Below are 25,230 nucleotides of genomic sequence, written 5' to 3' on the forward strand. Positions count from 1 at the left end.
TACGGGCACGCCCGGGCTCGGGGGTCGCGCTGACCGGAGCGATCCGGCGGGCCGCCGCGGCCGGTGGTTCACGCGCCGGAAGCGCCCGCCGGGGCCGGTTTCGGCGCTTGCCTAGCATGGGGTTTCTTGCCATTCAATGCGGCGGACAACGGCCGTCGCGACATCGGGGCGGGATCAGCCCGGGATGCACATGCGACTTTCTCGACGAATTCTCGTGAGCGGCGGCGCCGGCTTCATCGGCTCGCATCTGTGCGACAAGCTGCTGGCCGAAGGCCACGAAGTGCTGTGCGTCGACAATTACTTCACCGGCTGGCGGCGCAACATCGAGCATCTGGTCGGCACGCCGCGCTTCGAGGTGATGCGCCACGACGTCACCTTTCCGCTCTATGTCGAAGTCGACGACATCTACAATCTCGCCTGCCCGGCCTCGCCGGTGCACTACCAGCACGATCCGGTGCAGACGCTGAAGACCAGCGTGCACGGCGCGATCAACATGCTGGGGTTGGCCAAGCGCACCCGCGCCAAGATCTTCCAGGCCTCGACCAGCGAGGTCTATGGCGACCCGACCGTGCATCCGCAGCCGGAGAGCTATTGGGGCCACGTCAATCCGCTGGGCATCCGCGCCTGCTACGACGAGGGCAAGCGCGCCGCCGAGACGCTGTTCTTCGACTATCACCGCCAGCACAAGGTGCGGATCAAGGTGGCGCGGATCTTCAACACCTACGGCCCGCGGATGCATCCGAACGACGGCCGCGTGGTGTCGAACTTCATCGTCCAGGCACTGTCCGGCAACGACATCACCATCTACGGCGACGGCAGCCAGACCCGCTCGTTCTGCTACGTCACCGATCTGCTCGACGGCTTCGGCCGGCTGATGGCGAGCGGCGATGAATTCATCGGGCCGGTCAATCTCGGCAATCCGGTCGAGTTCAGCATTCGGCAGTTGGCCGAGCTGGTGATCGAGATGACGGATTCGACGTCGAAGATCGTGGCGCGGCCGTTGCCCGCCGACGATCCGAGGCAACGCCAGCCCGACATCGCGCTGGCCCGCAGCGCGCTCGGCTGGGAGCCGAAGGTCGCACTCGCCGACGGGCTGAAGGAGACCATCTCCTACTTCCGCAAGCTGCTGGCGTCGTGAGCGACCGGCCGGCGGTCGACTCGATGCCGTACCGGCGCAATGTCGGAATCGCGCTGTTCAACGCCGAAGGCCGGGTGCTGATCGGCCGCCGCTTCCGCGACGACGGCCCGGAGATCATCCTGCCCGGCCTCGAATGGCAGATGCCGCAAGGCGGCATCGACGAAGGCGAGGAGCCGCACACCGCGGTGATGCGCGAATTGTGGGAGGAGACCGGCGTGCAGCACGCCGAGCTGCTCGGCGAAGCCGATTGGATCGCTTACGACTTCCCGCCCTATGACGGCCCGCCGCATCGGCTCGAGCATTTTCGCGGCCAACGGCAAAAATGGTTCGCGCTGCGCTTCACCGGCAATGACAGCGAGATCGATCCGCTCGCGGTGCGCAACGACATGCCACCTGAATTCGACGCCTGGCGCTGGGAGCGGCTCGATCGCGTCGCCGACCTGGTGGTGCCGTTCAGGCGCGAGGTCTATCGCGAAGTCGCAAGGAGCTTCGCGCGGTTCGTGTTGCCCGCGACTTAACCGCAGCGCTCCTTCGCAAAGAACCGTCATGCGCGGGCTTGACCCGCGCATCCATCGCTCTTCGGAAAGGAGATGGATGCCGGGTCAAGCCCGGCAATGACGAGGTGTGAGAATCGGACCGGAAAAGCGAATGGCCGGGACGATGCCCGGCCATTCGAAATCCTGCTGCGGCCGCAACGCCGCTCAGTGCATCGCTGTCGTGGAGAGCTGGTGCTGGATGCTCTTGTAGTGATCCAGCCGCTCGATCGAGCGATCGAGTTCGTCGCCGACCTTGCCGGGGAGCTGCTGCTCCATGGTGGTGATGGTCTCGGCGAAGTCCTGCATGTCGACATCAGCGGTCGCGGTGGCGACGTCGGCCAGCACGGTCAAGCCCTTCTCGGAGACTTCGGCGATGCCGCCGAGCACCACGATCTTCTGCTGAGCGCCGCCGGCGGTCACCGTCAGAATGCCGGGACGGATCACCGCCACCACCGGCGCGTGGCCGGCGAGCACGCCGAAATCACCCTCGGCGCCCGGGATGTCGACCTGATCGACCTCGCCGGAGAAGGCGACCATTTCGGGCGAAACCAGATCGAAGTGGAAGGTGGCCATGCCTGCGCTCATCCGCTGCCCTCATCCTGAGGAGCGCGCCGTTGCGCGCGTCTCGAAGGATGAGTGAGTTGTTCGTCACCCTTCGAGACGCCGGCCTACGGCCGGCTCCTCAGGGTGAGGCTTAGTTGATCAGGCCGCTTCCGCGGCCAGCTTCTTGCCCTTTTCGACCGCCTCTTCGATGGCGCCGACCATGTAGAAGGCGGCCTCCGGGAGGTGATCATACTTGCCTTCGCAGATCGCGCGGAAGCCCTTGATGGTGTCGGCGAGGTCGACGAACTTGCCCGGCGAGCCGGTGAAGATTTCGGCGACGAAGAACGGCTGTGACAGGAAGCGCTCGATCTTGCGGGCGCGGGCGACGGCGAGCTTGTCCTCTTCGGACAGTTCGTCCATCCCGAGAATCGCGATGATGTCCTGCAGCGACTTGTACTTCTGCAGCACCTGCTGGACCATACGGGCGGTCTGGTAGTGCTCCTCGCCGACGATCAGCGGGGAGAGCATGCGCGAGGTCGAGTCGAGCGGGTCGACCGCCGGATAGATGCCCTTTTCCGAGATCGCGCGGTTGAGCACGGTGGTCGCGTCAAGATGCGCGAACGAGGTGGCGGGCGCCGGGTCGGTCAAATCGTCGGCCGGCACGTAGATCGCCTGCACCGACGTGATCGAGCCCTTATGGGTGGTGGTGATGCGCTCCTGCAGCGCGCCCATGTCGGTGGCGAGCGTCGGCTGATAGCCCACCGCCGAAGGAATACGGCCGAGCAGCGCCGACACTTCCGAGCCGGCCTGGGTGAAGCGGAAGATGTTGTCGACGAAGAACAGCACGTCCTGGCCCTGGTCGCGGAAATGCTCGGCGACGGTCAGACCCGACAGCGCGACGCGGGCGCGGGCGCCCGGCGGCTCGTTCATCTGGCCGTAAACGAGGGCGCATTTCGAGCCTTCGCCGCCGCCCTTCTTGTTGACGCCGGATTCGATGAACTCGTGGTAGAGGTCGTTGCCTTCGCGGGTGCGCTCGCCGACGCCGGCGAACACCGAGTAGCCGCCGTGGGCCTTGGCGACGTTATTGATCAGTTCCTGGATCAGCACGGTCTTGCCGACGCCGGCGCCGCCGAACAGGCCGATCTTGCCGCCCTTGGCGTAGGGCGCCAGCAGGTCGACGACCTTGATGCCGGTGACGAGGATTTCCGCTTCGGTCGACTGGTCGGTGTAGGTCGGGGCTTCCGCGTGGATCGGACGCAGACCCTCATTGGCGACCGGGCCCTGCTCGTCGACCGGCTCGCCGATCACGTTCATGATGCGGCCGAGCGTGCCGACGCCGACCGGCACCATGATCGGGTTGCCGGTGTCGGTGACTTCCTGGCCGCGGACCAGACCCTCGGTGGTGTCCATCGCGATGGTGCGGACGGTCGATTCGCCGAGATGCTGGGCGACTTCGAGCACCAGGCGGTTGTCGCCGTTCTTGGTCTCGATCGCGTTCAGAATGGCCGGCAGATGGCCTTCGAACTGCACGTCGACGACGGCGCCGATGACCTGGGTGATGCGTCCGGTCTGATTGGCGGGTGTAGCCATTAAACTCTCTCCCTGAAGTCCGAAATCCAAATCGCGGTCGTCGACCGGATGTAAGCCTGAAGTCGTGTCGTCAGATCGCCTCGGCGCCCGAGATGATCTCGATCAGTTCCTTGGTGATCATCGCCTGCCGGGTCCGGTTGTAGATCAGCGTCTGCTTCCTGATCATGTCGCCGGCGTTGCGGGTGGCGTTGTCCATCGCGCTCATCTGGGCGCCGTAGAACGACGCGTTGTTCTCCAGCAGCGCGCGGAAGATCTGGACCGCGAGGTTGCGCGGCAGCAGCGTCGAGAGGATCTCGTCCTCTTCCGGCTCGTATTCGTAGGAGGTCGCGACGGAACCCGCGGCCGGCGCCTCGACCACCAGCGGGATCAATTGCTGCGCGGTCGGGATCTGCGAGATCACCGACTTGAAGCGCGAATAGAACAGCGTGCAGACGTCGAACTCGCCGGCGTTGAAGCGGGCGATCACCTTCTTGGCGATGTCCTCGGCGTTGACGAAGCCGAGCTGGCGCACCGAGCGCAGCTCGAGGTTCTCGATGATCTGCTTGTCGAAGGTGCGGCGCAGCTGCTCGTAACCCTTGCGACCGACGCAGAAGAATTTGACTTCCTTGCCTTGGTTCATCAGCGCGTAGGCGCGCTCGCGGGCGAGGCGGACGATCGAGGAGTTGAACGCGCCGGACAGGCCGCGCTCGCCGGTGCAGACCAGCAAGAGATGCACCTGGTCCTTGCCGGTGCCGGCCAGCAGCACCGGTGCGCCGGGCGAGCCCGCCGCGGCGCCGGCGATGTTCGAGATCACCGAATCCATCTTCTCGGCGTAGGGCCGGGCTGCTTCCGCCGCCATCTGGGCGCGGCGCAGCTTGGAGGCGGCGACCATCTGCATCGCCTTGGTGATCTTCTGCGTCGCCTTGGTCGAGGCGATGCGGACGCGCATGTCTTTAAGTGAAGCCATTCTCAGTCCACCCCGGCGATCCGATCAGTGATCCGACCGCGACCCTCACACTCGTCATGCCCGGGCTCGTCCCGGGCATCCACGACTTGAAATGCTTCACGCCAGAAGCGTGAATGGCCGGCGTGTCGCCGGCCATGAACGTTACGCGAACGTCTTGGCGTAGCTCTCGACGACCGCCTTGAGCTTGGCGGCGGTGTCGTCGGAGAGATCGCGGCTGGTGCGGATCGCATCGAGAATGCCGACTTCCTTGCCGCGCAGGAGCGACAGCAGGCCGTCCTCGAAGGCGCGCACCTTGGCGACCGGCAGCGCATCGAGATAGCCGTTGACGCCGGCGTAGATCACCACGACCTGCTCTTCCATCTTCAGCGGCGAGAACTGCGGCTGCTTCAGGAGTTCGGTCAGGCGGGCACCGCGGTTCAGCAGGCGCTGGGTCGAGGCGTCGAGATCGGAGCCGAACTGCGCGAACGCCGCCATTTCGCGGTACTGCGCGAGCTCGCCCTTGATCTTGCCGGCGACCTTCTTCATCGCCTTGGTCTGCGCCGACGATCCGACGCGCGACACCGACAGACCGACGTTCACCGCCGGGCGGATGCCCTGGAAGAACAGATCGGTTTCCAGAAAGATCTGGCCGTCGGTGATCGAAATCACGTTGGTCGGAATGTAGGCCGAGACGTCGTTGGCCTGGGTTTCGATCACCGGCAGCGCGGTCAGCGAGCCGGCGCCGTGATCGTCGTTCAGCTTGGCGGCGCGCTCGAGCAGGCGGGAGTGCAGATAGAACACGTCGCCCGGATAGGCTTCGCGGCCCGGCGGGCGGCGCAGCAACAGCGACATCTGGCGATAGGCGACGGCCTGCTTGGACAGATCGTCATAGATGATGACGGCGTGCATGCCGTTGTCGCGGAAGTATTCGCCCATGGTGCAGCCGGTGAACGGCGCGATGTACTGCATCGGTGCCGGATCGGAGGCGGTGGCGGCGACGACGATCGAATATTCGAGCGCGCCCTGCTCTTCCAGCACCTTGACGAACTGCGCGACAGTCGAGCGCTTCTGGCCGACCGCGACGTAGACGCAGTACAGCTTCTGGCCTTCCGGCGCGCCTTCGACGTTGAGCGGCTTCTGGTTCAGGATGGTGTCGAGCGCGATCGCGGTCTTGCCGGTCTGACGGTCGCCGATGATCAGCTCGCGCTGGCCGCGGCCGACCGGGATCAGGGCGTCGATCGCCTTGAGGCCGGTCGCCATCGGCTCGTTCACCGACTTGCGCGGAATGATGCCGGGCGCCTTGACGTCGACGCGCTTGCGCTCGGTCGCCTGGATCGGACCCTTGCCGTCGATCGGATTGCCGAGCGCGTCGACGACGCGGCCGAGCAGGCCCTTGCCGACCGGCGTGTCGACGATCGAGCGGGTGCGCTTGACGGTCTGGCCTTCCTTGATCTCGCGGTCGGCGCCGAAGATCACGACGCCGACATTGTCGGTTTCGAGGTTCAGCGCCATGCCGCGCGTGCCGTTCTCGAACTCGACCATTTCACCGGCCTGGACGTTGTCCAGACCGTAGACGCGGGCAATGCCGTCGCCGACGGACAGCACCTGTCCGACTTCGGTGACTTCGGCTTCCTGACCGAAGTTCTTGATCTGGTCCTTGAGGATCGCGGAAATTTCCGCGGCGCGGATGTCCATCAGCCTGCCTCTTTCATCGCGTGCTTGATCGAATTGAGTTTGGTGCGGATCGAACTGTCGACCATGCGGCTGCCGAGCTTGACGACAAGCCCGCCGATGATCGCCGGATCGACGTTGATGTTGAGCGTGACGTCCTTGCCGGTCACCGCCTTCAGCGCCGCCTTCAGCGCTTCGAGGTTCTTGTCGCCGAGCGTCTCGGCAACGGTGACGTCGGCGGTCGCCTCGCCCTTGAACTTCGCGACCAGCGCCCGATAGGCGCGAATCACGTCGGCGACCACGAACAGGCGCCGATTGGCGGCAAGCAGCTTCAGGAAGTTGGCGCTGATGCCGGTGATCCCAGCTTTGTCGAGCACCGCGCCGAGCGCCTTGGCCTGCGCCTCGGCGCCGAACACCGGACTGCGAACCAGCCGCAACAGGTCTGGACTGTCCGCCAGCATGGCCTTGAATTTGTCGAGGTCGGCCGTGACGGCGTCGACCACTTTTTCATCGCGCGCCAATTCAAACAGGGCAGTCGCGTAACGACCGGAGACTCCGGATACCGATGGATCTTCAGATGCCACAGACGCGCTCTTTTGTGCTGTCAAATTGCCAAGGTCGAAACCGTCGCCAAGTCGCGGCGCCCCCGATTTAAGCCCTTGGAATTCAAGCTGGACTTCGATTTTGGACCGGTACGATCGTAGCCGGCAGCCTTTAAAATCGCGGCTTTGCTAACATAGCGCGCGCGCAGGCGCAACATGACGCGCCGTGAGAAGACGGTCTGTCGCATTCTTCATCGCGCCTTCTTCGCACGACGGAATTCGCAAGCCCCGCAGCACCGCATCGAGGCGACCGCGCTGCAAAAAAGAGCGCCGCGCCGTGCCGCCGTCGAGACCTCTCATGACCTGCGAGAACGCATCGCAATGACGCGCGATTTCTTGGCGACGACTACGGAACCCAAGTCTTCCGCTTATAAAGACTTACTCCTTTAGTATTCATATGTATACGAAAGCATTAGGCAGATTTTCCGTCCAACGCAATGCGGGACTTTTTGATCCGGCGCATCGCGTCAAAAGATGTTTCAGCGGAGAAACGATTCGGCTGTTCGTCAATTTCTCGCCTCATTACGCAGCGAACGGTCTGCCATCGTAAACGGGACGGGGGTTCCACTTGCCGCGCATGTGGCAATACTGAGGGCTTACATTTATGACTAACGCTAAGAAGTCTCCGCCGGGAATCGTAACCCGGCCGCGCACCACGGCTGCGCTGATCGCCGCAACGGTGCTGCTGAGCGGGGCAGCCATCACCGAAGCTTCGGCGCGGTCGAAGCAGAAGCACCATCATCAGCGCCATCACGTCCAGAACGACTGGCGCAACGCCAATGCCACGCTCGCAGAGGGCGGCGGCGGTCGCACGTTTTCGGGGGTCGCGTCCTACTACGGCAATGAATCCGGCAACCGCACCGCATCAGGCCAGCGCTTCAACGCCAGTGCGATGACGGCGGCCCATCGCAGCCTGCCGTTCGGCACCAAGCTGCGCGTCACCCATGGCGGCCGCAGCGTCGTCGTCACCATCAATGATCGCGGTCCGTTCATTCGCGGCCGTGTGCTCGACCTGTCGACCGGCGCCGCGCGCGCGATCGGTCTGACCAGCCGCGGGGTCGGCCGGGTCGTTGCGGAAGTGATGTAACCGCAGGACGCGGTTCGCTTCCCGGTCATCAAGACAAGCACTTCATCGATTAGGCCGCGATCGTCGCGAGCCCGAACTGCAGCCTGCCGTCAGCGATGACGGCAGGCTTTCGTTTTTGTGACACGCGCGCTCCCGCCGACGCGAAGGAAGATTACAGGAAGCTTTGCGGATCGACGTCGACCTCGAGCTTCAGGTTTCCTTTCGTCTTCGGTCCTTGCGCCAGCCATGACCGCAAGTAGTTCGACAAATCGAACGACCGCACCGACTTCACCAGCAGCCGAAAGCGATAGCGGCCTTTGATCACCGCCAGCGGCGCTTCCGCCGGTCCCAGCACCTGGACGCGCTCGTCCACCGGCGCGCAGGACGCCAGCTTCCGCGCAAAGCCTTCCGCACTCGGCCGGTCGCCGGCGGACACGATCAGGCTCGCGAGCCGGCCGAACGGCGGATACAACGTGCGTTCGCGGGCGTCGATCTCGCTGGCATAGAAAGCCTCGCGGTCGCACGCGACCAGCGCCTTCATCACCGGATGCTCCGGCTGATGCGTCTGCAGAAAGCCGACGCCGCGGCCCTGATCGCGGCCGGCGCGGCCGATCACCTGATTGAGCAATTGGAAGGTGCGCTCGGCGGCGCGCGGATCGCCATTGCTCAGGCCGAGATCGGCATCGACCACACCGACCAGGTTCAGCCGCGGGAAGTTGTGACCTTTCGCCACAAGCTGGGTGCCGATGATGATGTCGACCCGGCCCTCGGCGATATCGTTGAGTTCGCTGCGCATCGCCTCGATCGAGGTGATCAGGTCGCTCGACAGCACCATGGTGCGCGCCTGCGGAAACAGGCTGGCCGCCTCCTCCTGCAGCCGTTCGACGCCGGGCCCGACTGCGACTAAAGATTCCTCGGCGCCGCAATGCGGGCATTGGTGCGGGCGCGGCATCGAGAAGCCGCAATGGTGGCACACCAGCCGCTGCCGGAAGCGGTGATCGACCAGCCAGGCGTCGCAGATGGTGCAGGCGAAGCGGTGACCGCAGGCCCGGCACAAGGTCAGCGGCGCATAGCCGCGGCGGTTGAGAAACAGCAGCGCCTGTTCGCCGCGTTCGATGGCGTGGCCGATCTGCTCGGCCAGCGGCGGCGAGATGAAGCGCCCGCGCATCGGCGGCGCGCGGCGCAGATCGATCGCCTCGATCTGCGGCATGTGCTGGCCGCCGAATCGTGACGGCAGCGGAATCCGCCTGTAGCGGCCCTTGCGGGCGTTGACCTCGGTCTCGACCGACGGCGTCGCCGAGGCCAGCACGATCGGAATTTTCGCGATCGACGCCCGCACCACCGCCATGTCGCGGGCGTGATAATGCGCGCCGTCCTCCTGCTTGTAGGCCTGGTCGTGCTCCTCATCGACGATGATCAGCCCGAGATCGGCGTAAGGCAGGAACAGCGCCGAACGCGCCCCGACCACCACCTGCGCCTCGCCGGCGGCGATCGCCGCCCAGTTGCGGGCGCGGGTGCGCGGCGTGAGTTCAGAATGCCATTCCAGCGGCCGGACGCCGAAGCGCAGCGCGAAGCGGTCGAGGAATTGCCCGGTCAGCGCGATCTCCGGCATCAGGATCAGCGTCTGCCGCCCCTGGCGGATGATTTCGGCGACCGCCTCGAAATACACTTCCGTCTTGCCGGAGCCGGTGACGCCGTCGAGCAGCGCCGCCTGAAAGCCGCCGCCGGACTTGACCAGTTCGCGCATCGTCTCGGCCGCCGCCGCCTGCTCCGGCGAGAAATCCGCCGGCGCAAAATCCGGATCGGGCGTCGGCGCCGCCGGCTCGCGCGGCATCGGCTCGACGCTGAGCGTGCCCTCGTCGACCAGCCCGTCGATCACCCCGGCGCTGCAGCCCGCCTCCTTCGCCGCGTCCGATTTGCCGTGCAGCAGGCCGTCGGACAGGATCTCGATCAGCCGCCGCCGCGCCGGCGTCATCCGCTGCGGCGGGGGGCCGATCAGGCGGACTCCCGTCCGCACCCGCTCCGGGCCGAGTTCGCCCATCCGCAGCGTCATCCGCAGCACCTGGCCGCGCGGCGACAGCGTGTAATTGGCGACCCAGTCGACCAGCCGGCGCAGCTCCTCGCGCAGCGGCGGCACGTCGAGCTTCTCGGCAACATCCTTGAGGCGATTGTGCAGCCGCGGATCGGGATTTTCGTTCTCGGCCCAGACCACCCCCATCACCTCGCGCGACCCGAGCGGCACCGCGACGACGTCGCCGGGCTTCAGCTCGAGCCCGCGCGGCACCCGGTACGAATAGGCCTGATCGATCGCGACCGGCACCTGCACGTCGACGACGCGCATTGCCGAGGGCGAGGCCGGGCTGGTGGGAGAGTCGTCCATCGCGCCGGTGTGCCGCTAAAGCGGCCTTTCATCAATGGGAAAGGAAATCGGCTATGATCGGGCCACAACCTCCGCGTCATTGCGAGGAGCGAAGCGACGAAGCAATCCAGGAGCCCCATGCCTGGCGCTTCTGGATTGCTTCGCTTTGCTCGCAATGACGGAGAGGATCTCGTTTCAGTCGGCATCCGGCATAAGCACCACATGGCCAAATCACAGCCCATGCCCCCTCCGATCGACCTGCCTTGCGCCGCCGCCGATCTCAACGCGGAATTCACCCGCTGGCTGTCGCATCTGCGCGCCGAGCGCCGGCTGTCCGGCAAGACGCTGGAGGCCTATGCGCGCGACCTGCGCCAGTTTCTGTTTTTTCTCGCCGGCCATTGGGGCGGCGAGGTGACGCTCGGCCGCTTCGCGCGACTGGAAACAACCGACGTGCGCGCCTTCATGGCGGCGCGGCGCGGCGATGCGATCGCCGGCCGCTCGCTGATGCGGGCGCTGGCCGGGCTGCGCTCGTTCGGCCGCTTCCTCGAACGCGAGGGCAAGGGCAGCGTCGGCGCGCTGTCGGCGGTGCGGGCGCCGAAGATCAAGAAGAGCCTGCCGAAGCCGATCCAGATCGCCGCCGCCAAGCGGCTGGCGGACGCCGACGAGCGCGCCGGCGAGGATCGCGAGACCTGGGTGCTGGTTCGCGACGCCGCCGTGATGGCGTTGCTGTACGGCTCCGGCCTGCGCATCTCCGAAGCGCTCGGGCTGAAGCGTCGCGACGTACCGGCGCCGGGCAAGGGCGACACCCTGATCGTACTCGGCAAGGGCAACAAGACCCGGATGGTGCCGGTGCTCGACGCCGTGCTGGCGCAGATCGCCGACTACGCGAAAGCCTGCCCGCATCCGCTGCCGCCGGACGGGCCGATGTTCGTCGGCGCGCGCGGCGGGCCGCTCAGCCCGCGAATCATCCAGCTGGCGATGGAGCGGCTGCGCGGCGCGCTTGGACTGCCGGATTCGGCCACCCCGCACGCGCTGCGGCACTCTTTCGCGACGCATCTTCTGAGCCGCGGCGGCGATTTGCGCGCGATCCAGGAATTGCTCGGCCACGCCTCGCTGTCGACCACGCAGATTTATACCGGCATCGACACCGAGCGGCTGCTGGAAGTCTACGCCAGCGCCCATCCGCGCGCGTGACGACGCCGAAGTTGTTAGCACGCGATCACCGGGCTTGACCCGCAACGCCTTCCAACTGACAAGTTCCTGATCTGATGATCAGTTGCCCGGCCGGTGCCGGGCATGACGAATGGATGACGGGAGAATGGCATGGGCGCGCACGAAAGCATGGAGCATGCCGAACACGCGGAGCATGCGTCAGGCTCGAACAAAAAGATCGCACTGCTGATTGCGGTGATCGCGCTGTTCCTGGCCTTCTCCGAAACGCTCGGCAAGGCCGCCCAGACCGAATCCCTCGCCAAGAACGTCGAGGCCTCGAACCTGTGGGCGTTCTTTCAGGCCAAGAGCATCCGCCGAACGGTGGTGCAGACGGTTTCCGAGCAGGCGCGCCTGAGCATGGGCACGGTCGGCGACGACGCCGCCAAAGCCGGACTGCAGAAGCAGATCGAGGAATGGCAGAAGACCGCGCAGCGCTATCGCTCCGAGCCGGAGACCGGCGAAGGCTCCGAGCAGCTCGCCGCCCGCGCCAAGCACGCCGAGCACGACCGCGACCTCGCCCAGGCGCGCTACCATCACTACGAGCTGGCCTCGGCCGCTTTCCAGATCGGCATCGTGCTGGCCTCGGCGACGATCATCACCGGCATGATCGCGCTGGCGTGGATTTCCGGACTGCTGGCGCTGGGGGGGCTGGCTTTCACCGCGATCGGCCTGTTCGCGCCGCATGCGGTGCACCTGTTCTGACATCGTCGCTGTGACGCAGCCTCGGCACGCGAGGCTCAGCGCGAGGCGCGGATCCGCTTGCGGACTTGCATCGCCTTGCGCAGCAGCCGCTGCATCGGGCCGTCGCCTTCGCCGATCAGCGCGCTGATCCGGGCCCGGATCGCCGCCATCACCGGCGCCACGATCGCATGCGCCTTGGCCTTGATCGCCAGCACGAACTGATAGGCGCGCACGAACCACGCCATCTGCATCAGCTTCGGCTTGGTGACGTCGAAGATGAAGGCGATCAGCCCGAGGCCGACGAACTGCGCCAGCACGAAGGCGAGAAGGCCGGCGATGAAGTGCTGCGTCGCCATCAGCCACAGCGCGAACAGCTTGAACGGATACAGCGGGATCAGCGGCACCGCGAACACCACCAGCGCCAGCGGCGGCGACAGATGCGCGACGCGCTCCGCCGTCCACGCTTTCAGCTCGCGCAGCGGGAGTGCCGCGACGATGCGCTCCACCCACGGCTCGAGATGCTCCCACAGCCATGCCTCGACCAGAAAGAGGACGGCGAGGATGAACCACAGCGGTTGCAGCAGGCGGCGCTTCATGGAGTCGTCCGGTTTCCGGACGATGCCGGCACTCGTTTACATATGGATGGCGCGTTTTCCGACCGCAAGCGCGGCTTCCTTGACCGCTTCGGAGCGGGTGGGGTGAGCGTGGCAGGTCCGTGCCAGATCCTCGGCCGAGCCGCCGAACTCCATCAGCACTGCGGCCTCGTGGATCATCTCGCCGGCTTCGCGGCCGACGATGTGCACGCCGAGCACGCGGTCGGTCTTGGCGTCGGCCAGGATCTTCACCAGACCGTCGGTGGTCTGATTGACCTTGGAGCGGCCGTTGGCGGTGAACGGGAATTTGCCGACCGTGTAGGCGACGCCGGCCTGCTTGAGGTCTTCCTCGGTCTTGCCGACGGATGAGACTTCCGGCGTGGTGTAGACCACGCCCGGAATGACGTCGTAGTTCACGTGCCCGGCCTTGCCGGCGATGATTTCCGCGACCGCGACGCCCTCGTCCTCGGCCTTGTGCGCCAGCATCGGGCCCTTCACCACGTCGCCGATCGCATAGACGCCCTGGACGCTTGTGGCGAAGTGATCGTCGATCGCCACGCGGCCGCGCTCGTCGAGCGCGACGCCGGCTTCCTGCAGCCCGAGCCCCTCGGTGAAGGGCACGCGGCCGATCGCGACCAGCACGACGTCGGCTTCGAGCGTCTCCGGATTGCCGCCGGCCGCGGCCTCGACGCTGACCTTGAGCTGCTTGCCCGAACTGTCGACCCCGGTGACCTTGGCGCCGAGCTTGAAGGCAAAACCCTGCTTCTCGAGGATGCGCTGGAACTGCTTGACGATCTCGGCATCCATGCCGGGCAGGATGCGGTCGAGAAATTCGACCACGGTGACCTGGGCGCCGAGCCGGCGCCACACCGAGCCGAGTTCGAGCCCGATCACGCCGGCGCCGACCACGATCAGCTTGCCCGGCACCTTGTCGAGCGACAGCGCGCCGGTCGACGACACGATGCGCTTCTCGTCGATCTCGATGCCCTTGAGCTTCGCCACGTCCGAGCCGGTGGCGATCACGATCGACTTGGTCTCGACGGTTTGCGCCTTGCCGTCATTGCCGGTGACCTCGACCTTGCCGGTGCCGAGCACCTTGCCGCGGCCGACCAGCACGTCGATCTTGTTCTTCTTCATCAGGTACTCGACGCCCTTGACGTTGCCGTCGATGCCCTGCTGCTTGAAATTCATCATCGTCGGCAGATCGAGCGTCGGCGCCGGCACGCCGATCCCCATCTTGGCGAAGGAGTGCCCGGCCTCCTCAAACAGCTCCGAGGCGTGCAACAGCGCCTTCGACGGCATGCAGCCGACATTGAGGCAGGTGCCGCCGAGCGTGGGGTTCTTTTCGACCACCGCGACCTTGAGGCCGAGCTGCGCCGCGCGGATCGCACAGACATAGCCGCCGGGGCCGGTGCCGATGATGACGAGATCGTAGTTGGCCATAGGGAAGTCCTGTAGTTGGCGCAGGGTGGACTATCGTCCGCCCGAGACATCGATGATGGCGCTGGTGACGTAGGAGGCTTCGTCCGACATCAGCCAGACCACGGCGTTGGCGATTTCCTCGGCGCGGCCGACGCGCTGCATCGGCACATGGCCGCTGAGCCGGTGGGCGCGGTCCGGATCGCCGCCGGAGGCGTGGATCTCGGTGTCGATCAGGCCGGGGCGGATCGCGGCGACGCGAATGCCTTCGCCGGCGACCTCATGGCCGAGCCCGATAGTGAAGGAATCGATCGCGCCCTTGGAAGCGGCGTAGTCAACGTAAGTATTCGGCGATCCGAGTTTGGCTGCGACCGACGACAGATTGATGATCACGCCGCCGGGGCCGCCGTGCCGGGTCGACAACCGCTTCACCGCCTCGCGCGCGCACAGGATGCTGCCCGTGACGTTGACCGCCATCATCCGCTGGATGCGCTCCGCCGACATCTCGTCGACCCGCGCGGTCGGGCCGACGATGCCGGCATTGTTGACCAGCGCGCCGAGCGTCCCGAATTTGTCGGCGGCCTCGAACAAAGCAATGATATCCGCCTCGTCGCCGACGTCGCATTTCACCGCGATCGCCCGGCCGTTGCTGGCCTCGATCGCCGACACGGTCTCCTGCGCCGCCTCCGCATTGCTGGCGTAGCCGACCACGACCTTGAAGCCGCGGGCCGCAGCGGCGAGCGCGGTGGCGCGGCCGATGCCGCGGCTGCCTCCGGTGATGACGACGACGCGGTCGTTCATGCGCACCTCACGACAGCAGCCGGATCAGCATCGCGATCAGCGCCAGCAGCGACACCAACCAGGCGATGCTGCGGGCGAACGGAATCTCGATGATGTAGAGCGGCGCGTACAGCACCCGCGCGACCAGCCAGATCACCGCGGCGGTCGCCGCATAGCCGCCGGTCTTGCCGGTGACGGCCAGCGCCAGCGCCAACGCGACGAAGGCCGGATAGGTCTCGAGCAGATTGCGGAAGGCGCGCGCCGCACGGCCGGCGAACCGGCCCTGCGCCACTTTGCCTTCATCGCGGGGACCGGCCTGATACGGACCGCCCAGCTCCATCGTGGCCGGGATCGACGCCAAGAACATCTGCCCGATCAGCAGCACGACGCTCCAGCCCAGCACCACGATCTCGGTCGGCATCGGCTGCATCATGTCCCCCCAATCCGCTTCGACGAAACGCCGGCTTTCCTGCCCGTGTCGACGTCGCTCTTACAGATCCAGCACCAGCCGGGCCGGGTCTTCCAGGCTTTCCTTGACGCGGACCAGGAAGGTCACCGCTTCCTTGCCGTCGATCACGCGGTGATCGTAGCTGAGCGCCAGATACATCATCGGCCGGATTTCGATCTTGCCGGCGACGACCACCGGCCGCTCCTGGATCTTGTGCATGCCGAGGATCGCCGACTGCGGCGCGTTGAGGATCGGCGTCGACATCAGCGAGCCGTAGATGCCGCCATTGGTGATCGTGAAGGTGCCGCCCTGCATTTCCTCGATCTTGAGCTGGCCGTCGCGGGCGCGCTTGCCGAAATCGGCAATGCCCTTCTCGATCGCGGCGATCGACTTCTCGTCGCAATCGCGCACCACCGGCACCACCAGGCCCTTGTCGGTGCCGACCGCGACGCCGACATGGTAGTAGTTCTTGTAGATCAAATCGGTGCCGTCGATCTCGGCATTGACCGCCGGGATGTCCTTCAGCGCTTGCACGCAGGCCTTTGTGAAGAAGCCCATGAAGCCGAGCTTGGCGCCGTGCTTCTTCTCGAACACGTCCTTGTATTGGCTGCGCAGCGCCATGACGTTGGTCATGTCGACCTCGTTGAAGGTCGTCAGCATCGCGGCGGTGTTCTGAACTTCCTTGAGCCGGCGCGCGATGGTCTGGCGCAGCCGGGTCATCTTGACGCGCTCCTCGCGCGCGGCATCGTCGGCCGGCGACGGGGCGCGGACCTGGACGGCGGCGGCGGGCTGGTTGACCGGGGTCGGCGCCGACGCCGCCTTCTCGATCGCCGCCAGCATGTCGCCCTTGGTGACGCGGCCGTCCTTGCCGGAGCCCGGCACGGTCGAGGCATCGACGCCGCTCTCGGTCGACAGCCGCCGCACCGACGGTGCCTGCGGCGCATCGGCCGGCGCGGCCTTGGGCGCGGCCGCAGCGGGCGCTGCAGCGGCGGCAGCCGGCGCGGCGGCCGGCTTGGCCGGCGCGGCGGGCTTGGCGGCACCGCCCCCTTCCGAGATCTGGCCCAGCAGCGCGCCGACGGCGACGGTCTCGCCGTCCTTGGCGATGATTTCGCCGAGGGTGCCGGCCGACGGCGCCGGCACTTCGATGGTGACCTTGTCGGTCTCGAGTTCGACCAGCGGCTCGTCGACCGCGACGGCGTCACCCTGCTTCTTGAACCAGCGGCCGATGGTCGCCTCGGTCACGGATTCGCCGAGCGTCGGAACGCGAATTTCAGTCATCGTTTTTGTCCTCTTGCGGCGTCACCGCTGCTGCGGCGGCTCGCCCCTGATCCAAATGTCTCGAACGACACCGGCCGCCGGCGCGCGGCGGCCCGTGGCGTCAACGCATCGCCTCGTCGAGGAAGGCCTTGAGCTGGGCCAGATGCTTCGACATCAGGCCCGAGGCGGTGGCCGCCGAGGCGGGGCGGCCGACATAGCGCGGACGACGATGGGTCGCGCCGGCCTGATTCTGGACCCACTCCAGATAAGGCTCGATGAAGTGCCAGGCGCCCATGTTGCGCGGCTCTTCCTGGCACCACACCAGTTCGGCCTCCTTGAAGCGCGACATCTCCTGCACCAGCGTCTTCAGCGGCACCGGATAGAGTTGCTCGACGCGCAACAGATAGATGTCGTCGATGCCGCGCTTCTCGCGCTCCTCGTAGAGGTCGTAATAGACCTTGCCGGAGCAGATCACGACGCGGCGGATCTTTGCGTCCGGCACCAGCTTGATCTTCTCGTCCGGCAGCACTTGGGCGTCATCGGCCAGCACGCGATGGAAGCTGGTGTCGGGCCCGAATTCGTCGAGCCTGGACACCGCCCGCTTGTGGCGCAGCAGCGACTTCGGCGTCATCAGGATCAGCGGCTTGCGGATCTCGCGACGGAGCTGGCGGCGCAGCACGTGGAAGAAGTTCGCCGGCGTGGTGGCATGCACCACCTGCATGTTGTCCTCGGCGCACATCTGCAGGAAGCGCTCGAGCCTGGCGGAAGAATGCTCCGGTCCCTGGCCCTCGTAGCCGTGCGGCAGCATGCAGACCAGGCCGGACATCCGCAGCCATTTGCGTTCGCCCGACGAAATGAACTGGTCGAACAGCACCTGGGCGCCGTTCGCGAAGTCGCCGAACTGCGCTTCCCAGATCGTCAGCGCGTTCGGCTCGGCCAGCGTGTAGCCGTATTCGAAGCCGAGCACGGCCTCTTCCGACAGCATCGAGTTCACCACCTCATAATGCCCCTGATCGGGCGAGAGATGATTGAACGGGGTGTAGCGGGTCTCGTCTTCCTGATCGAACAGCACCGAATGGCGCTGCGAGAAGGTGCCGCGTTCGGAATCCTGGCCGGACAAGCGGACCCGATGGCCTTCCTGCAGCAGGGTGCAGAACGCCAAGGCCTCGCCGGTGGCCCAGTCGATGCCGACGCCGCTGTCGATCGCCTTGGCGCGGTTCTCGAGGAAACGCCCGACCGTGCGATGCACCCGGAAGCCTTCCGGCACCTTGGTGATCTTGCGGCCGATCTCCTTCAGGTTGGCGAGATCGACGCCGGTGATGCCGCGGCGCGGATCCTCTTCCTGATCGGCGGATTTGAAGCCGGCCCATTTGCCGTCGAGCCAGTCGGCCTTGTTCGGCCGATAGCTGGAGCCGGCCTCGAGTTCGGCGTCGAGCCGGGCGCGCCAGTCGGCCTTGGCCTTCTCGACTTCACCTTCGGTGATCACGCCGTCGGCGATCAGCCGCTTCGAATACAGTTCCAGCGCCGACGGATGGCCCGCGATCTTGCGATACATCATCGGCTGGGTGAAGGCCGGCTCGTCGCCCTCGTTGTGACCGTGGCGACGGTAACAAAACATGTCGATCACGACCGGCTTGTGGAACTTCTGCCGGTACTCGACCGCGATCTTGGCCGCGAACACCACCGCTTCCGGATCGTCGCCGTTCACATGGAAGATCGGGGCGTCGATCATCTTGGCGACGTCCGACGGATACGGCGACGATCGCGAGTAGCGCGGATAGGTGGTGAAGCCGATCTGGTTGTTGACGATGAAGTGGATCGAACCGCCGGTGCGGTAGCCCTTCAGGTCGGACAGGCCGAAGCATTCCGCCACCACGCCCTGTCCGGCGAACGCGGCGTCGCCGTGCATCAGCAGCGGCAGCACCGAGACGCGCTCTTCCGGCAGATCGCCGTGCTGGTCCTGCTTGGCGCGGACCTTGCCGAGCACCACCGGATCGACGATCTCGAGGTGAGACGGGTTGGCGGTCAGCGACAGATGCACCTTGTTGTGGTCGAACTCGCGATCCGACGAGGCACCGAGGTGATATTTGACGTCGCCCGAGCCTTCGACCTCGTCCGGATTGGCCGAGCCACCCTTGAATTCATGGAACAGCGCGCGGTGCGGCTTGCCCATCACCTGGGTCAGCACATTGAGCCGGCCGCGATGCGGCATGCCTAGCACGATCTCGCGCACGCCGAGATTGCCGCCGCGCTTGATGATCTGCTCCAGCGCCGGGATCAGCGACTCGCCGCCGTCGAGGCCGAACCGCTTGGTGCCGGTGAATTTCAGATCGCAGAACTTCTCGAAGCCTTCGGCCTCGACCAGCTTCATCAGGATCGCGCGACGCCCTTCGCGGGTGAAGCTGATCTCCTTGTCGGGACCTTCGATCCGCTCCTGCAACCAGGCCTTCTGGGCACCGTTCGAGATATGCAGAAACTCGATGCCCATGGTCTGGCAGTAGGTGCGCTCGCAGATCGCGACGATCTCGCGCAACGAGCCGTATTCGAGGCCGAGCACGTGATCGAGGAAGATCTTGCGGTCGAGATCGGCCTCGGTGAAGCCGTAGGAGCGGATGTCGAGTTCCTCGTGATCCTTGGCCGGCTCCAGGCCGAGCGGATCGAGCTTGGCGTGGAAGTGGCCACGCATGCGATAGGCGCGGATCAGCATCAGCGCGCGGACGGAATCGCGGGTGGCCTGGTTGACGTCGGAGGTCGACAGCTCGACGCCCTTGGTCTGGGCCTTGGACTGAATCTTCTGGCCGACGGTCTTTTCGACCTGGGCCCAGTTGCCGTCCAGCGCCGAGGTGAGGTCGTCGCGCGGCGTCAGCGGCCAGTGGGCCTGCTCCCAGGACGGGCCCTCGGCGTTCTTCTGGATGTCTCCGGGATTGTCCTTCAGACTTTTGAAGAATGCCTGCCAGTCGGCATCGACGGAGTTCGGGTCGTTTTCGTAGCGGGAATAGAGATCGTCGATATAGGTGGCATTGGCGCCCTGCAGAAACGAAGAGAGGGCGAAAGCGGCATTCGCGTCCTGGCGAGACATGATTGCGTCCTGATGATGATCATCGCGTTGAACACGCGATAAGCTGATCCGGTTACCGGATCAGCAACATAGTGCACCTTTTATCGGATTCTAGGGAAATGTAAGCTCGTAATGAAACAAGGTTTGAATTAGGACTTCAATTTTTCGGCAAGCGTTTTGCCGAGACGCGCCGGCGACGGCGAAACCGTGATGCCAGCGGCTTCCATCGCGGCGGTTTTCGACGCCGCGTCGCCTTTGCCCCCCGAAATGATCGCACCGGCATGCCCCATACGCCGACCCGGAGGGGCGGTGACGCCGGCGATGAATCCGACCATCGGCTTCTTGCGGCCACGCTTGGCCTCGTCGATCAGGAACTGGGCAGCCTCTTCCTCGGCGGAGCCGCCGATCTCGCCGATCATAATGATCGACTCGGTCTTGTCGTCGGCCAGGAACATCTCCAGCACGTCGATGAATTCGGTGCCTTTGACCGGATCGCCGCCGATGCCGACCGCGGTGGTCTGGCCCAGACCCTCGCTGGTGGTCTGGAACACCGCCTCATAGGTCAGGGTGCCGGAGCGCGACACGATGCCGACCGAGCCGGGCTTGAAGATGTTGGCCGGCATGATGCCGATCTTGCATTCGCCCGCGGTCATCACACCCGGGCAGTTCGGCCCGATCAGCCGCGACTTGGAGCCGACCAGCGAGCGCTTGACCCGCACCATGTCGAGCACCGGGATGCCCTCGGTGATGCAGACGATCAGCGGGATCTCGGCGTCGATCGCCTCGCAGATCGCATCCGCAGCACCCGGCGGTGGCACATAGATCACCGACGCATCGGCGCCAGTCTTGTCGCGCGCCTCGCGCACGGTGTCGAACACCGGCAGGCCGAGATGCGTGGTGCCGCCTTTGCCCGGCGAGGTGCCGCCGACCATCTTGGTGCCGTAGGCCACCGCGGCCTCGGAATGGAAGGTGCCGTTCTTGCCGGTGAAGCCCTGGCAGATGACTTTGGTGTTGGCGTCGATCAGGATGGACATAGGCGGGGTTGCTTTCGCGGTCGAACGGGTTGGTCGGAAGCGAGCGAGGCCGGGGCGGCCTCAGGCTCCCTTGACGGCATTGACGATCTTCTGCGCGGCATCGTCGAGATTGTCGGCGGGCAGCACGTTGAGGCCGGAATGCTTGATGATCTTCTTGCCGGCTTCGACATTGGTGCCTTCGAGGCGCACCACCAGCGGCACGTCGAGGCCGACTTCCTTCACCGCGGCGACGACGCCCTCGGCGATGATGTCGCACTTCATGATGCCGCCGAAGATGTTGATCAGGATGCCCTTCACGTTCGGATCGGCGGTGATGATCTTGAACGCCGCGGTCACCTTCTCCTTGCTGGCGCCGCCGCCGACGTCGAGGAAGTTGGCGGGGGTCATGCCGTAGAGCTTGATGATGTCCATCGTCGCCATCGCGAGGCCAGCGCCGTTGACCATGCAGCCGATGGTGCCGTCGAGGGTGACGTAGTTGAGGTCGTATTTCGACGCCTCGATTTCCTTGGCGTCTTCCTCGCTCTCGTCGCGCAGGCCCTGAATGTCGGCGTGGCGATACAGCGAATTGCCGTCGAATGACATCTTGGCGTCGAGGCATTTGAGATCGCCCTGCTTGGTCAGCACCAGCGGGTTGATCTCGAGCATCTCCATGTCCTTGGCGAGGAACGCGGTGTACAATTTGGTCACCAGGCTTTCGGCCTGCTTGGCCTGGTCGCCCTTCAGCCCCAGCGCGTTGGCGACGGCGCGGCCGTGATGGCTCATGATGCCGGTCGCCGGATCCACCGTGAACGACACGATCTTTTCGGGGGTGTCATGGGCGACGTCCTCGATCGACATGCCGCCTTCGGTCGAGACCACGAAGGAGATCCGCGAGGTGGCGCGGTCGACCAGCAGCGACAGATAGAACTCCTTGTCGATCTCGGAGCCTTCCTCGATGTACAGCCGGTTGACCTGCTTGCCGGCCGGGCCGGTCTGCACCGTCACCAGCGTCGCGTGCAGCATCTGCTCGGCGTAAGTCTTGACCTCGTCGACCGACTTGGCGAGGCGCACGCCGCCCTTGTCGCCGGCGGAGGCTTCCTTGAACTTGCCCTTGCCGCGGCCGCCGGCGTGGATCTGGCTCTTCACCACCCAGACCGGACCGCCGAGCTTGGTGGCGGCGGCCTCCGCCTCGGACGCCTTGAAGATCGGATAGCCGTGCGACACCGGCACGCCGAATTCGCGCAGCACCGCTTTGGCCTGGTATTCGTGGATATTCATCGCTTGCCCCTCGCCGGAACGCGTCCAGCCGGTTGAACCGCCGTGGCGCGCCCTCGCCGGGCGGAGCTTACCACGGCAGGCTTACACTGATTTAGCGTCCGAGCAGATCGGGCGCGATCTTCTTGCAGGCGTCGACCAGACCCTGGACCGCACCGACCGATTTGTCGAACGCTTCGCGATCCTTGCCGGCCATTTCGATCTCGACGATGCGCTCGACGCCCTTGGCGCCGATCACCACCGGCACGCCGACATACATGTCCTTGACGCCGTATTCGCCGTTGAGATAGGCGGCGACCGGCAGCACGCGCTTCTTGTCGCGCAGATAGCTCTCGGCCATCGCGATCGCCGAGGCGGCCGGCGCGTAGAACGCCGAGCCGGTCTTGAGCAGGTTGACGATCTCAGCGCCGCCGTTGCGGGTGCGGTCGACGATCTCGTCGAGGCGAGCCTGCGAGGTCCAGCCCATCTTCACCAGGTCCGGCAGCGGAATGCCCGCCACCGTCGAGTACTTCACCAGCGGCACCATGGTGTCGCCGTGGCCGCCGAGCACGAAGGCGGTGACGTCCTCGACCGAAACGTTGAATTCGTCGGCCAGGAAGTAACGGAAGCGCGCCGAGTCCAGCACGCCCGCCATGCCGACCACCTTCTTGGCCGGCATGCCGGAGGCCTTCTGCAGCGCCCAGACCATCGCGTCGAGCGGGTTGGTGATGCAGATGACGAACGCGTCGGGGGCGTATTTCTTGATGCCGGCGCCGACCTGCTCCATCACCTTCAGATTGATGCTGAGGAGGTCGTCGCGGCTCATGCCGGGCTTGCGCGGTACGCCGGCGGTGACGATCACCACGCTCGCGCCTTCGATCGCCTCGTAGGAATTGGCGCCGGTGAAGTTGGCGTCGAAGCCGTCGACCGGCGAGGATTCCGCGATGTCGAGCGCCTTACCCTGCGGCACGCCCTCGGCGATATCGAACAGCACCACGTCGCCGAGCTCTTTCAGCCCGATCATGTGAGCCAGCGTTCCGCCGATCTGGCCGGAGCCAATCAAAGCAATCTTGTCGCGCGCCATGGGAAAGGAGTCCTTTGAGCCCGAAGGAGGGAGAGGGTGGGAAATCCGCTTGGGTGGTTATCCCTTTCGCCGGACGCGTTCAAGTCGGGCAGCGCCCAATTGTTGGCCAGCCGGGGGCGGGGCATTGCCGCCGCGTATTCGTGCGGGGTCGAACGGGTTTGCGTCGCAAAACCGATCGAAACCAAAGGCCTAGGTCTCGACCAAGCCGGTCGTGGCGCCGGAGGCGAGCGAGTCGCTGCGGCCATGCGGCAGCGCCAGATAGGATTCCGAGCCCATCTCGATCAGCCGCGAGACCGTCCGATTGAACTCCATCGCCTCGACGCCTTCGGAGGCGCTGTAGAGATCGGCCGGCTCGGCCGCGGCGGACGCCATCAGCTTCACCGCGTTGTCGTACAGCGTGTCGATCAACGCGATGAAGCGCTTGGCGGCGTTGCGGTCGGCATAGTCCATCGCCGGCACGTGATCGATCAGCAGCGTATGATATTCGTGCGCGAGCCGCAGATAGTCCGACGCGCCGAGCGGCTTTTCGCAAAGATCGGCGAAATCGAAACGCGCCACGTGATGGTCGGATTTCGGCACGTGCAGATGCCGGCCCTTGATCGCGATGTCGCGCGGCTTGCCGGCGGCGCCGCCGGTGATCCGGCTCCAGGCGCGATCGAGCGCGGCGGTGGCCTCGGCATCGTCCGGGGCCAGCCACACTTTCATCCCGGCGAATTTCTCCAGCCGATAATCGGTGCGGGCGTCGAGCCGGAGCACCTCCATGTGCTGCTTGACCTGGCCGATGAACGGCACGAACAGCGCGCGGTTAAGACCGCCTTTGTAGAGATCGTCGGGCGCAACGTTCGAGGTCGCGACGACGACGGTGCCGAGTTCGAACAGCTTGCCGAACAGCCGCGACAGAATCATCGCGTCGGCGATGTCGGTCACGTGGAATTCATCGAAGCACAGCAGCCACGCTTCCTCGAAAATCGACGCCGCGGTCAGCCCGATAACGTCGCCGTCGGGGATTTCGCCGCGCTTGATGTTCTGTCGGAAGGCGTTGATGCGTTCGTGGGCCTCGGCCATGAATTCGTGGAAATGCGCGCGGCGCTTGTGCGGCACCGGACACGCATCGAAAAACAAATCCATCAGCATGGTCTTGCCGCGGCCGACCTCGCCATGGACGTAAAGCCCGCGCGGCGGCTTGTCGGGTTCGCCGCCGCCGAACAGCCGGCCGAGAAAACCCTGCTTTTTCGGCGGCTTGTAATTCGCCAGGGTGTCGTCGAGCGCACCGAAGGCTTCGACCGCGCGCGCCTGGGCGGGGTCGGCTTCGATCGCACCGGAGGCGACCAGGGACTGATAATGTTGACGAAACGAGAGCGGCGGGGACATGGACGCCCTTACCGCCTCAGCCTGCGACAAAATGCAAGCCGGGATTCTTGCTGGCGGCTATGCAGTTCGGACGGCCCTTGTCTCTTCGGTGTGTTTGAGCGCGTACGGCGCCTCGACCACATACGGCCCGCCGCCGGTCGAGGCGCGGGACGAATACAGCACGAAGCGCTCGGCCTTGAACACCTTGGCGGGGAAATAGCCGCGGAGCGACAGATAATCGGCGACGTCCTGGCAGGAGGCGTCGCGCAGCCAGGCCAGCGTGACGTGCGGGGTGAATTTGCGGCCTTCGGGATCGAGCCCGACCCGCCGCAGCAGCCGCTCCAGTTCGGCCTGCAGTTCGACTAAAGGTTTCGACGGCACCACCGACGCCACCACCGCGCGCGGCTTGCGGCCGCCGAAGCTCGCCAGCCCCTGCAATTGCACGTCGAACGGTTTGCGGTTGATCCGAAACAGCGTCGAGGCGATTTCGTTGGCGGTGACACCGTCGATGTCGCCGATGAAGCGCAGCGTGAGGTGATAGTTTTCCGGATCGACCCAGCGCGCGCCGGGCAGGCCGCCGCGGAGATGAGACAGGGTCCGGGTGACGTCGGCGGGAATCTCCAGTCCAGTGAACAAACGCGGCATCGGAAC

General features: G+C 65.6%; 22 protein-coding genes. 5 read left to right on the forward strand and 17 right to left on the reverse strand.

Annotation, left to right across the window (positions count from 1 at the left end):
* Nucleotides 1–190 precede the first annotated feature (190 nt).
* Nucleotides 191–1,138: a UDP-glucuronic acid decarboxylase family protein gene (locus RPB_RS01320; RefSeq protein ID WP_041798496.1), complete on the forward strand. Its 948-nt coding sequence runs from the start codon at nucleotides 191–193 to the stop codon at nucleotides 1,136–1,138.
* 23 nt (nucleotides 1,139–1,161) lie between these two features.
* Nucleotides 1,162–1,656 carry an RNA pyrophosphohydrolase gene (locus tag RPB_RS01325; protein WP_011439164.1) on the forward strand — a complete coding sequence of 165 codons (495 nt, stop codon included), beginning with the start codon at nucleotides 1,162–1,164 and terminating at the stop codon, nucleotides 1,654–1,656.
* 183 nt (nucleotides 1,657–1,839) lie between these two features.
* On the opposite strand, the gene RPB_RS01330 is transcribed toward RPB_RS01325, so the two are convergent.
* From RPB_RS01330 to RPB_RS01350, 5 genes are all read right to left on the reverse strand, one after another.
* A complete protein-coding gene (locus tag RPB_RS01330; protein ID WP_041797853.1) occupies nucleotides 1,840–2,247 on the reverse strand; it encodes a F0F1 ATP synthase subunit epsilon in 408 nt (135 codons plus the stop codon).
* A gap of 129 nt (nucleotides 2,248–2,376) precedes the next feature.
* Nucleotides 2,377–3,807, reverse strand: a complete 1,431-nt coding sequence (gene atpD / locus RPB_RS01335; RefSeq protein ID WP_011439166.1) for a F0F1 ATP synthase subunit beta — start codon at nucleotides 3,805–3,807, stop codon at nucleotides 2,377–2,379.
* A gap of 70 nt (nucleotides 3,808–3,877) precedes the next feature.
* Nucleotides 3,878–4,753 carry a F0F1 ATP synthase subunit gamma gene (locus RPB_RS01340; protein WP_011439167.1) on the reverse strand — a complete coding sequence of 292 codons (876 nt, stop codon included), beginning with the start codon at nucleotides 4,751–4,753 and terminating at the stop codon, nucleotides 3,878–3,880.
* Nucleotides 4,754–4,894: 141 nt separating this feature from the next.
* Nucleotides 4,895–6,427 carry a F0F1 ATP synthase subunit alpha gene (gene atpA / locus RPB_RS01345; protein WP_011439168.1) on the reverse strand — a complete coding sequence of 511 codons (1,533 nt, stop codon included), beginning with the start codon at nucleotides 6,425–6,427 and terminating at the stop codon, nucleotides 4,895–4,897.
* Nucleotides 6,427–6,987, reverse strand: coding sequence for a F0F1 ATP synthase subunit delta (locus tag RPB_RS01350; protein ID WP_011439169.1), 561 nt, complete (start codon nucleotides 6,985–6,987; stop codon nucleotides 6,427–6,429). Before RPB_RS01350 ends, atpA begins: the two co-directional genes overlap by 1 nt.
* Nucleotides 6,988–7,609: 622 nt before the next feature.
* Between RPB_RS01350 and RPB_RS01355 the strand changes: the two genes are divergently transcribed.
* The gene (locus tag RPB_RS01355; RefSeq protein WP_011439170.1) at nucleotides 7,610–8,092 is read left to right on the forward strand and encodes a septal ring lytic transglycosylase RlpA family protein; all 483 of its coding nucleotides are present in this window, start codon (nucleotides 7,610–7,612) and stop codon (nucleotides 8,090–8,092) included.
* Between the two features lie 151 nt (nucleotides 8,093–8,243).
* Here RPB_RS01355 and RPB_RS01360 read toward each other — a convergent pair whose 3' ends face one another.
* The gene (locus RPB_RS01360) at nucleotides 8,244–10,451 is read right to left on the reverse strand and encodes a primosomal protein N' (RefSeq protein WP_011439171.1); all 2,208 of its coding nucleotides are present in this window, start codon (nucleotides 10,449–10,451) and stop codon (nucleotides 8,244–8,246) included.
* Between the two features lie 219 nt (nucleotides 10,452–10,670).
* Here RPB_RS01360 and RPB_RS01365 point away from each other — a divergent pair, with 219 nt between their 5' ends.
* Together RPB_RS01365 and RPB_RS01370 are read left to right on the forward strand one after the other, a co-directional pair.
* Nucleotides 10,671–11,624 carry a tyrosine recombinase XerC gene (locus RPB_RS01365; RefSeq protein ID WP_157038762.1) on the forward strand — a complete coding sequence of 318 codons (954 nt, stop codon included), beginning with the start codon at nucleotides 10,671–10,673 and terminating at the stop codon, nucleotides 11,622–11,624.
* Between the two features lie 129 nt (nucleotides 11,625–11,753).
* Complete coding sequence (locus RPB_RS01370) at nucleotides 11,754–12,344, forward strand: DUF4337 domain-containing protein (RefSeq protein WP_011439173.1); 591 nt, start codon at nucleotides 11,754–11,756, stop codon at nucleotides 12,342–12,344.
* Between the two features lie 35 nt (nucleotides 12,345–12,379).
* Here RPB_RS01370 and RPB_RS01375 read toward each other — a convergent pair whose 3' ends face one another.
* The 11 genes from RPB_RS01375 to thpR all read right to left on the reverse strand — a co-directional run bounded on the left by RPB_RS01375 (nucleotide 12,380) and on the right by thpR (nucleotide 25,224).
* Complete coding sequence (locus RPB_RS01375) at nucleotides 12,380–12,919, reverse strand: hypothetical protein (RefSeq protein WP_011439174.1); 540 nt, start codon at nucleotides 12,917–12,919, stop codon at nucleotides 12,380–12,382.
* Between the two features lie 36 nt (nucleotides 12,920–12,955).
* A complete protein-coding gene (gene lpdA / locus RPB_RS01380; RefSeq protein WP_011439175.1) occupies nucleotides 12,956–14,359 on the reverse strand; it encodes a dihydrolipoyl dehydrogenase in 1,404 nt (467 codons plus the stop codon).
* A 30-nt stretch (nucleotides 14,360–14,389) separates the two neighbouring features.
* Nucleotides 14,390–15,136 carry an SDR family oxidoreductase gene (locus RPB_RS01385; RefSeq protein ID WP_011439176.1) on the reverse strand — a complete coding sequence of 249 codons (747 nt, stop codon included), beginning with the start codon at nucleotides 15,134–15,136 and terminating at the stop codon, nucleotides 14,390–14,392.
* A 7-nt stretch (nucleotides 15,137–15,143) separates the two neighbouring features.
* Nucleotides 15,144–15,545 carry an MAPEG family protein gene (locus RPB_RS01390; RefSeq protein WP_011439177.1) on the reverse strand — a complete coding sequence of 134 codons (402 nt, stop codon included), beginning with the start codon at nucleotides 15,543–15,545 and terminating at the stop codon, nucleotides 15,144–15,146.
* A 60-nt stretch (nucleotides 15,546–15,605) separates the two neighbouring features.
* On the reverse strand, nucleotides 15,606–16,841 hold the full coding sequence (odhB, locus tag RPB_RS01395; protein ID WP_011439178.1) for a 2-oxoglutarate dehydrogenase complex dihydrolipoyllysine-residue succinyltransferase: 1,236 nt from the start codon (nucleotides 16,839–16,841) through the stop codon (nucleotides 15,606–15,608).
* A 100-nt stretch (nucleotides 16,842–16,941) separates the two neighbouring features.
* Entirely contained in the window at nucleotides 16,942–19,899 is a 2,958-nt protein-coding gene (locus RPB_RS01400; RefSeq protein ID WP_011439179.1) for a 2-oxoglutarate dehydrogenase E1 component, read from the reverse strand.
* Nucleotides 19,900–20,027: 128 nt separating this feature from the next.
* Nucleotides 20,028–20,912, reverse strand: coding sequence for a succinate--CoA ligase subunit alpha (sucD, locus tag RPB_RS01405; RefSeq protein ID WP_011439180.1), 885 nt, complete (start codon nucleotides 20,910–20,912; stop codon nucleotides 20,028–20,030).
* A 60-nt stretch (nucleotides 20,913–20,972) separates the two neighbouring features.
* The gene (sucC, locus tag RPB_RS01410; RefSeq protein WP_011439181.1) at nucleotides 20,973–22,169 is read right to left on the reverse strand and encodes an ADP-forming succinate--CoA ligase subunit beta; all 1,197 of its coding nucleotides are present in this window, start codon (nucleotides 22,167–22,169) and stop codon (nucleotides 20,973–20,975) included.
* Between the two features lie 91 nt (nucleotides 22,170–22,260).
* On the reverse strand, nucleotides 22,261–23,229 hold the full coding sequence (gene mdh / locus RPB_RS01415; RefSeq protein WP_011439182.1) for a malate dehydrogenase: 969 nt from the start codon (nucleotides 23,227–23,229) through the stop codon (nucleotides 22,261–22,263).
* 189 nt (nucleotides 23,230–23,418) lie between these two features.
* Complete coding sequence (gene zapE, locus RPB_RS01420; protein WP_011439183.1) at nucleotides 23,419–24,600, reverse strand: cell division protein ZapE; 1,182 nt, start codon at nucleotides 24,598–24,600, stop codon at nucleotides 23,419–23,421.
* Nucleotides 24,601–24,657: 57 nt separating this feature from the next.
* Entirely contained in the window at nucleotides 24,658–25,224 is a 567-nt protein-coding gene (thpR, locus tag RPB_RS01425) for an RNA 2',3'-cyclic phosphodiesterase (protein WP_011439184.1), read from the reverse strand.
* Between the last annotated feature and the right edge of the window lie 6 nt (nucleotides 25,225–25,230).

It is taken from the genome of Rhodopseudomonas palustris HaA2 (genome assembly GCF_000013365.1).
Lineage (GTDB): Bacteria > Pseudomonadota > Alphaproteobacteria > Rhizobiales > Xanthobacteraceae > Rhodopseudomonas > Rhodopseudomonas palustris_J.

Coding starts and splice junctions, on each gene's coding strand:
- atpA (WP_011439168.1), bottom strand. CDS start 6,427: ATGGACATCCGCGCCGCGGAAATTTCCGCGATCCTCAAGGACCAGATC.
- thpR (WP_011439184.1), bottom strand. CDS start 25,224: ATGCCGCGTTTGTTCACTGGACTGGAGATTCCCGCCGACGTCACCCGG.
- RPB_RS01325 (WP_011439164.1), top strand. CDS start 1,162: ATGCCGTACCGGCGCAATGTCGGAATCGCGCTGTTCAACGCCGAAGGC.
- atpD (WP_011439166.1), bottom strand. CDS start 3,807: ATGGCTACACCCGCCAATCAGACCGGACGCATCACCCAGGTCATCGGC.
- sucC (WP_011439181.1), bottom strand. CDS start 22,169: ATGAATATCCACGAATACCAGGCCAAAGCGGTGCTGCGCGAATTCGGC.
- RPB_RS01330 (WP_041797853.1), bottom strand. CDS start 2,247: ATGGCCACCTTCCACTTCGATCTGGTTTCGCCCGAAATGGTCGCCTTC.
- RPB_RS01360 (WP_011439171.1), bottom strand. CDS start 10,451: ATGGACGACTCTCCCACCAGCCCGGCCTCGCCCTCGGCAATGCGCGTC.
- sucD (WP_011439180.1), bottom strand. CDS start 20,912: ATGTCCATCCTGATCGACGCCAACACCAAAGTCATCTGCCAGGGCTTC.
- RPB_RS01320 (WP_041798496.1), top strand. CDS start 191: ATGCGACTTTCTCGACGAATTCTCGTGAGCGGCGGCGCCGGCTTCATC.
- odhB (WP_011439178.1), bottom strand. CDS start 16,841: ATGACTGAAATTCGCGTTCCGACGCTCGGCGAATCCGTGACCGAGGCG.
- RPB_RS01340 (WP_011439167.1), bottom strand. CDS start 4,753: ATGGCTTCACTTAAAGACATGCGCGTCCGCATCGCCTCGACCAAGGCG.
- mdh (WP_011439182.1), bottom strand. CDS start 23,229: ATGGCGCGCGACAAGATTGCTTTGATTGGCTCCGGCCAGATCGGCGGA.
- RPB_RS01390 (WP_011439177.1), bottom strand. CDS start 15,545: ATGCAGCCGATGCCGACCGAGATCGTGGTGCTGGGCTGGAGCGTCGTG.
- RPB_RS01370 (WP_011439173.1), top strand. CDS start 11,754: ATGGGCGCGCACGAAAGCATGGAGCATGCCGAACACGCGGAGCATGCG.
- RPB_RS01365 (WP_157038762.1), top strand. CDS start 10,671: ATGCCCCCTCCGATCGACCTGCCTTGCGCCGCCGCCGATCTCAACGCG.
- RPB_RS01385 (WP_011439176.1), bottom strand. CDS start 15,136: ATGAACGACCGCGTCGTCGTCATCACCGGAGGCAGCCGCGGCATCGGC.
- RPB_RS01375 (WP_011439174.1), bottom strand. CDS start 12,919: ATGAAGCGCCGCCTGCTGCAACCGCTGTGGTTCATCCTCGCCGTCCTC.
- RPB_RS01355 (WP_011439170.1), top strand. CDS start 7,610: ATGACTAACGCTAAGAAGTCTCCGCCGGGAATCGTAACCCGGCCGCGC.
- lpdA (WP_011439175.1), bottom strand. CDS start 14,359: ATGGCCAACTACGATCTCGTCATCATCGGCACCGGCCCCGGCGGCTAT.
- zapE (WP_011439183.1), bottom strand. CDS start 24,600: ATGTCCCCGCCGCTCTCGTTTCGTCAACATTATCAGTCCCTGGTCGCC.
- RPB_RS01400 (WP_011439179.1), bottom strand. CDS start 19,899: ATGTCTCGCCAGGACGCGAATGCCGCTTTCGCCCTCTCTTCGTTTCTG.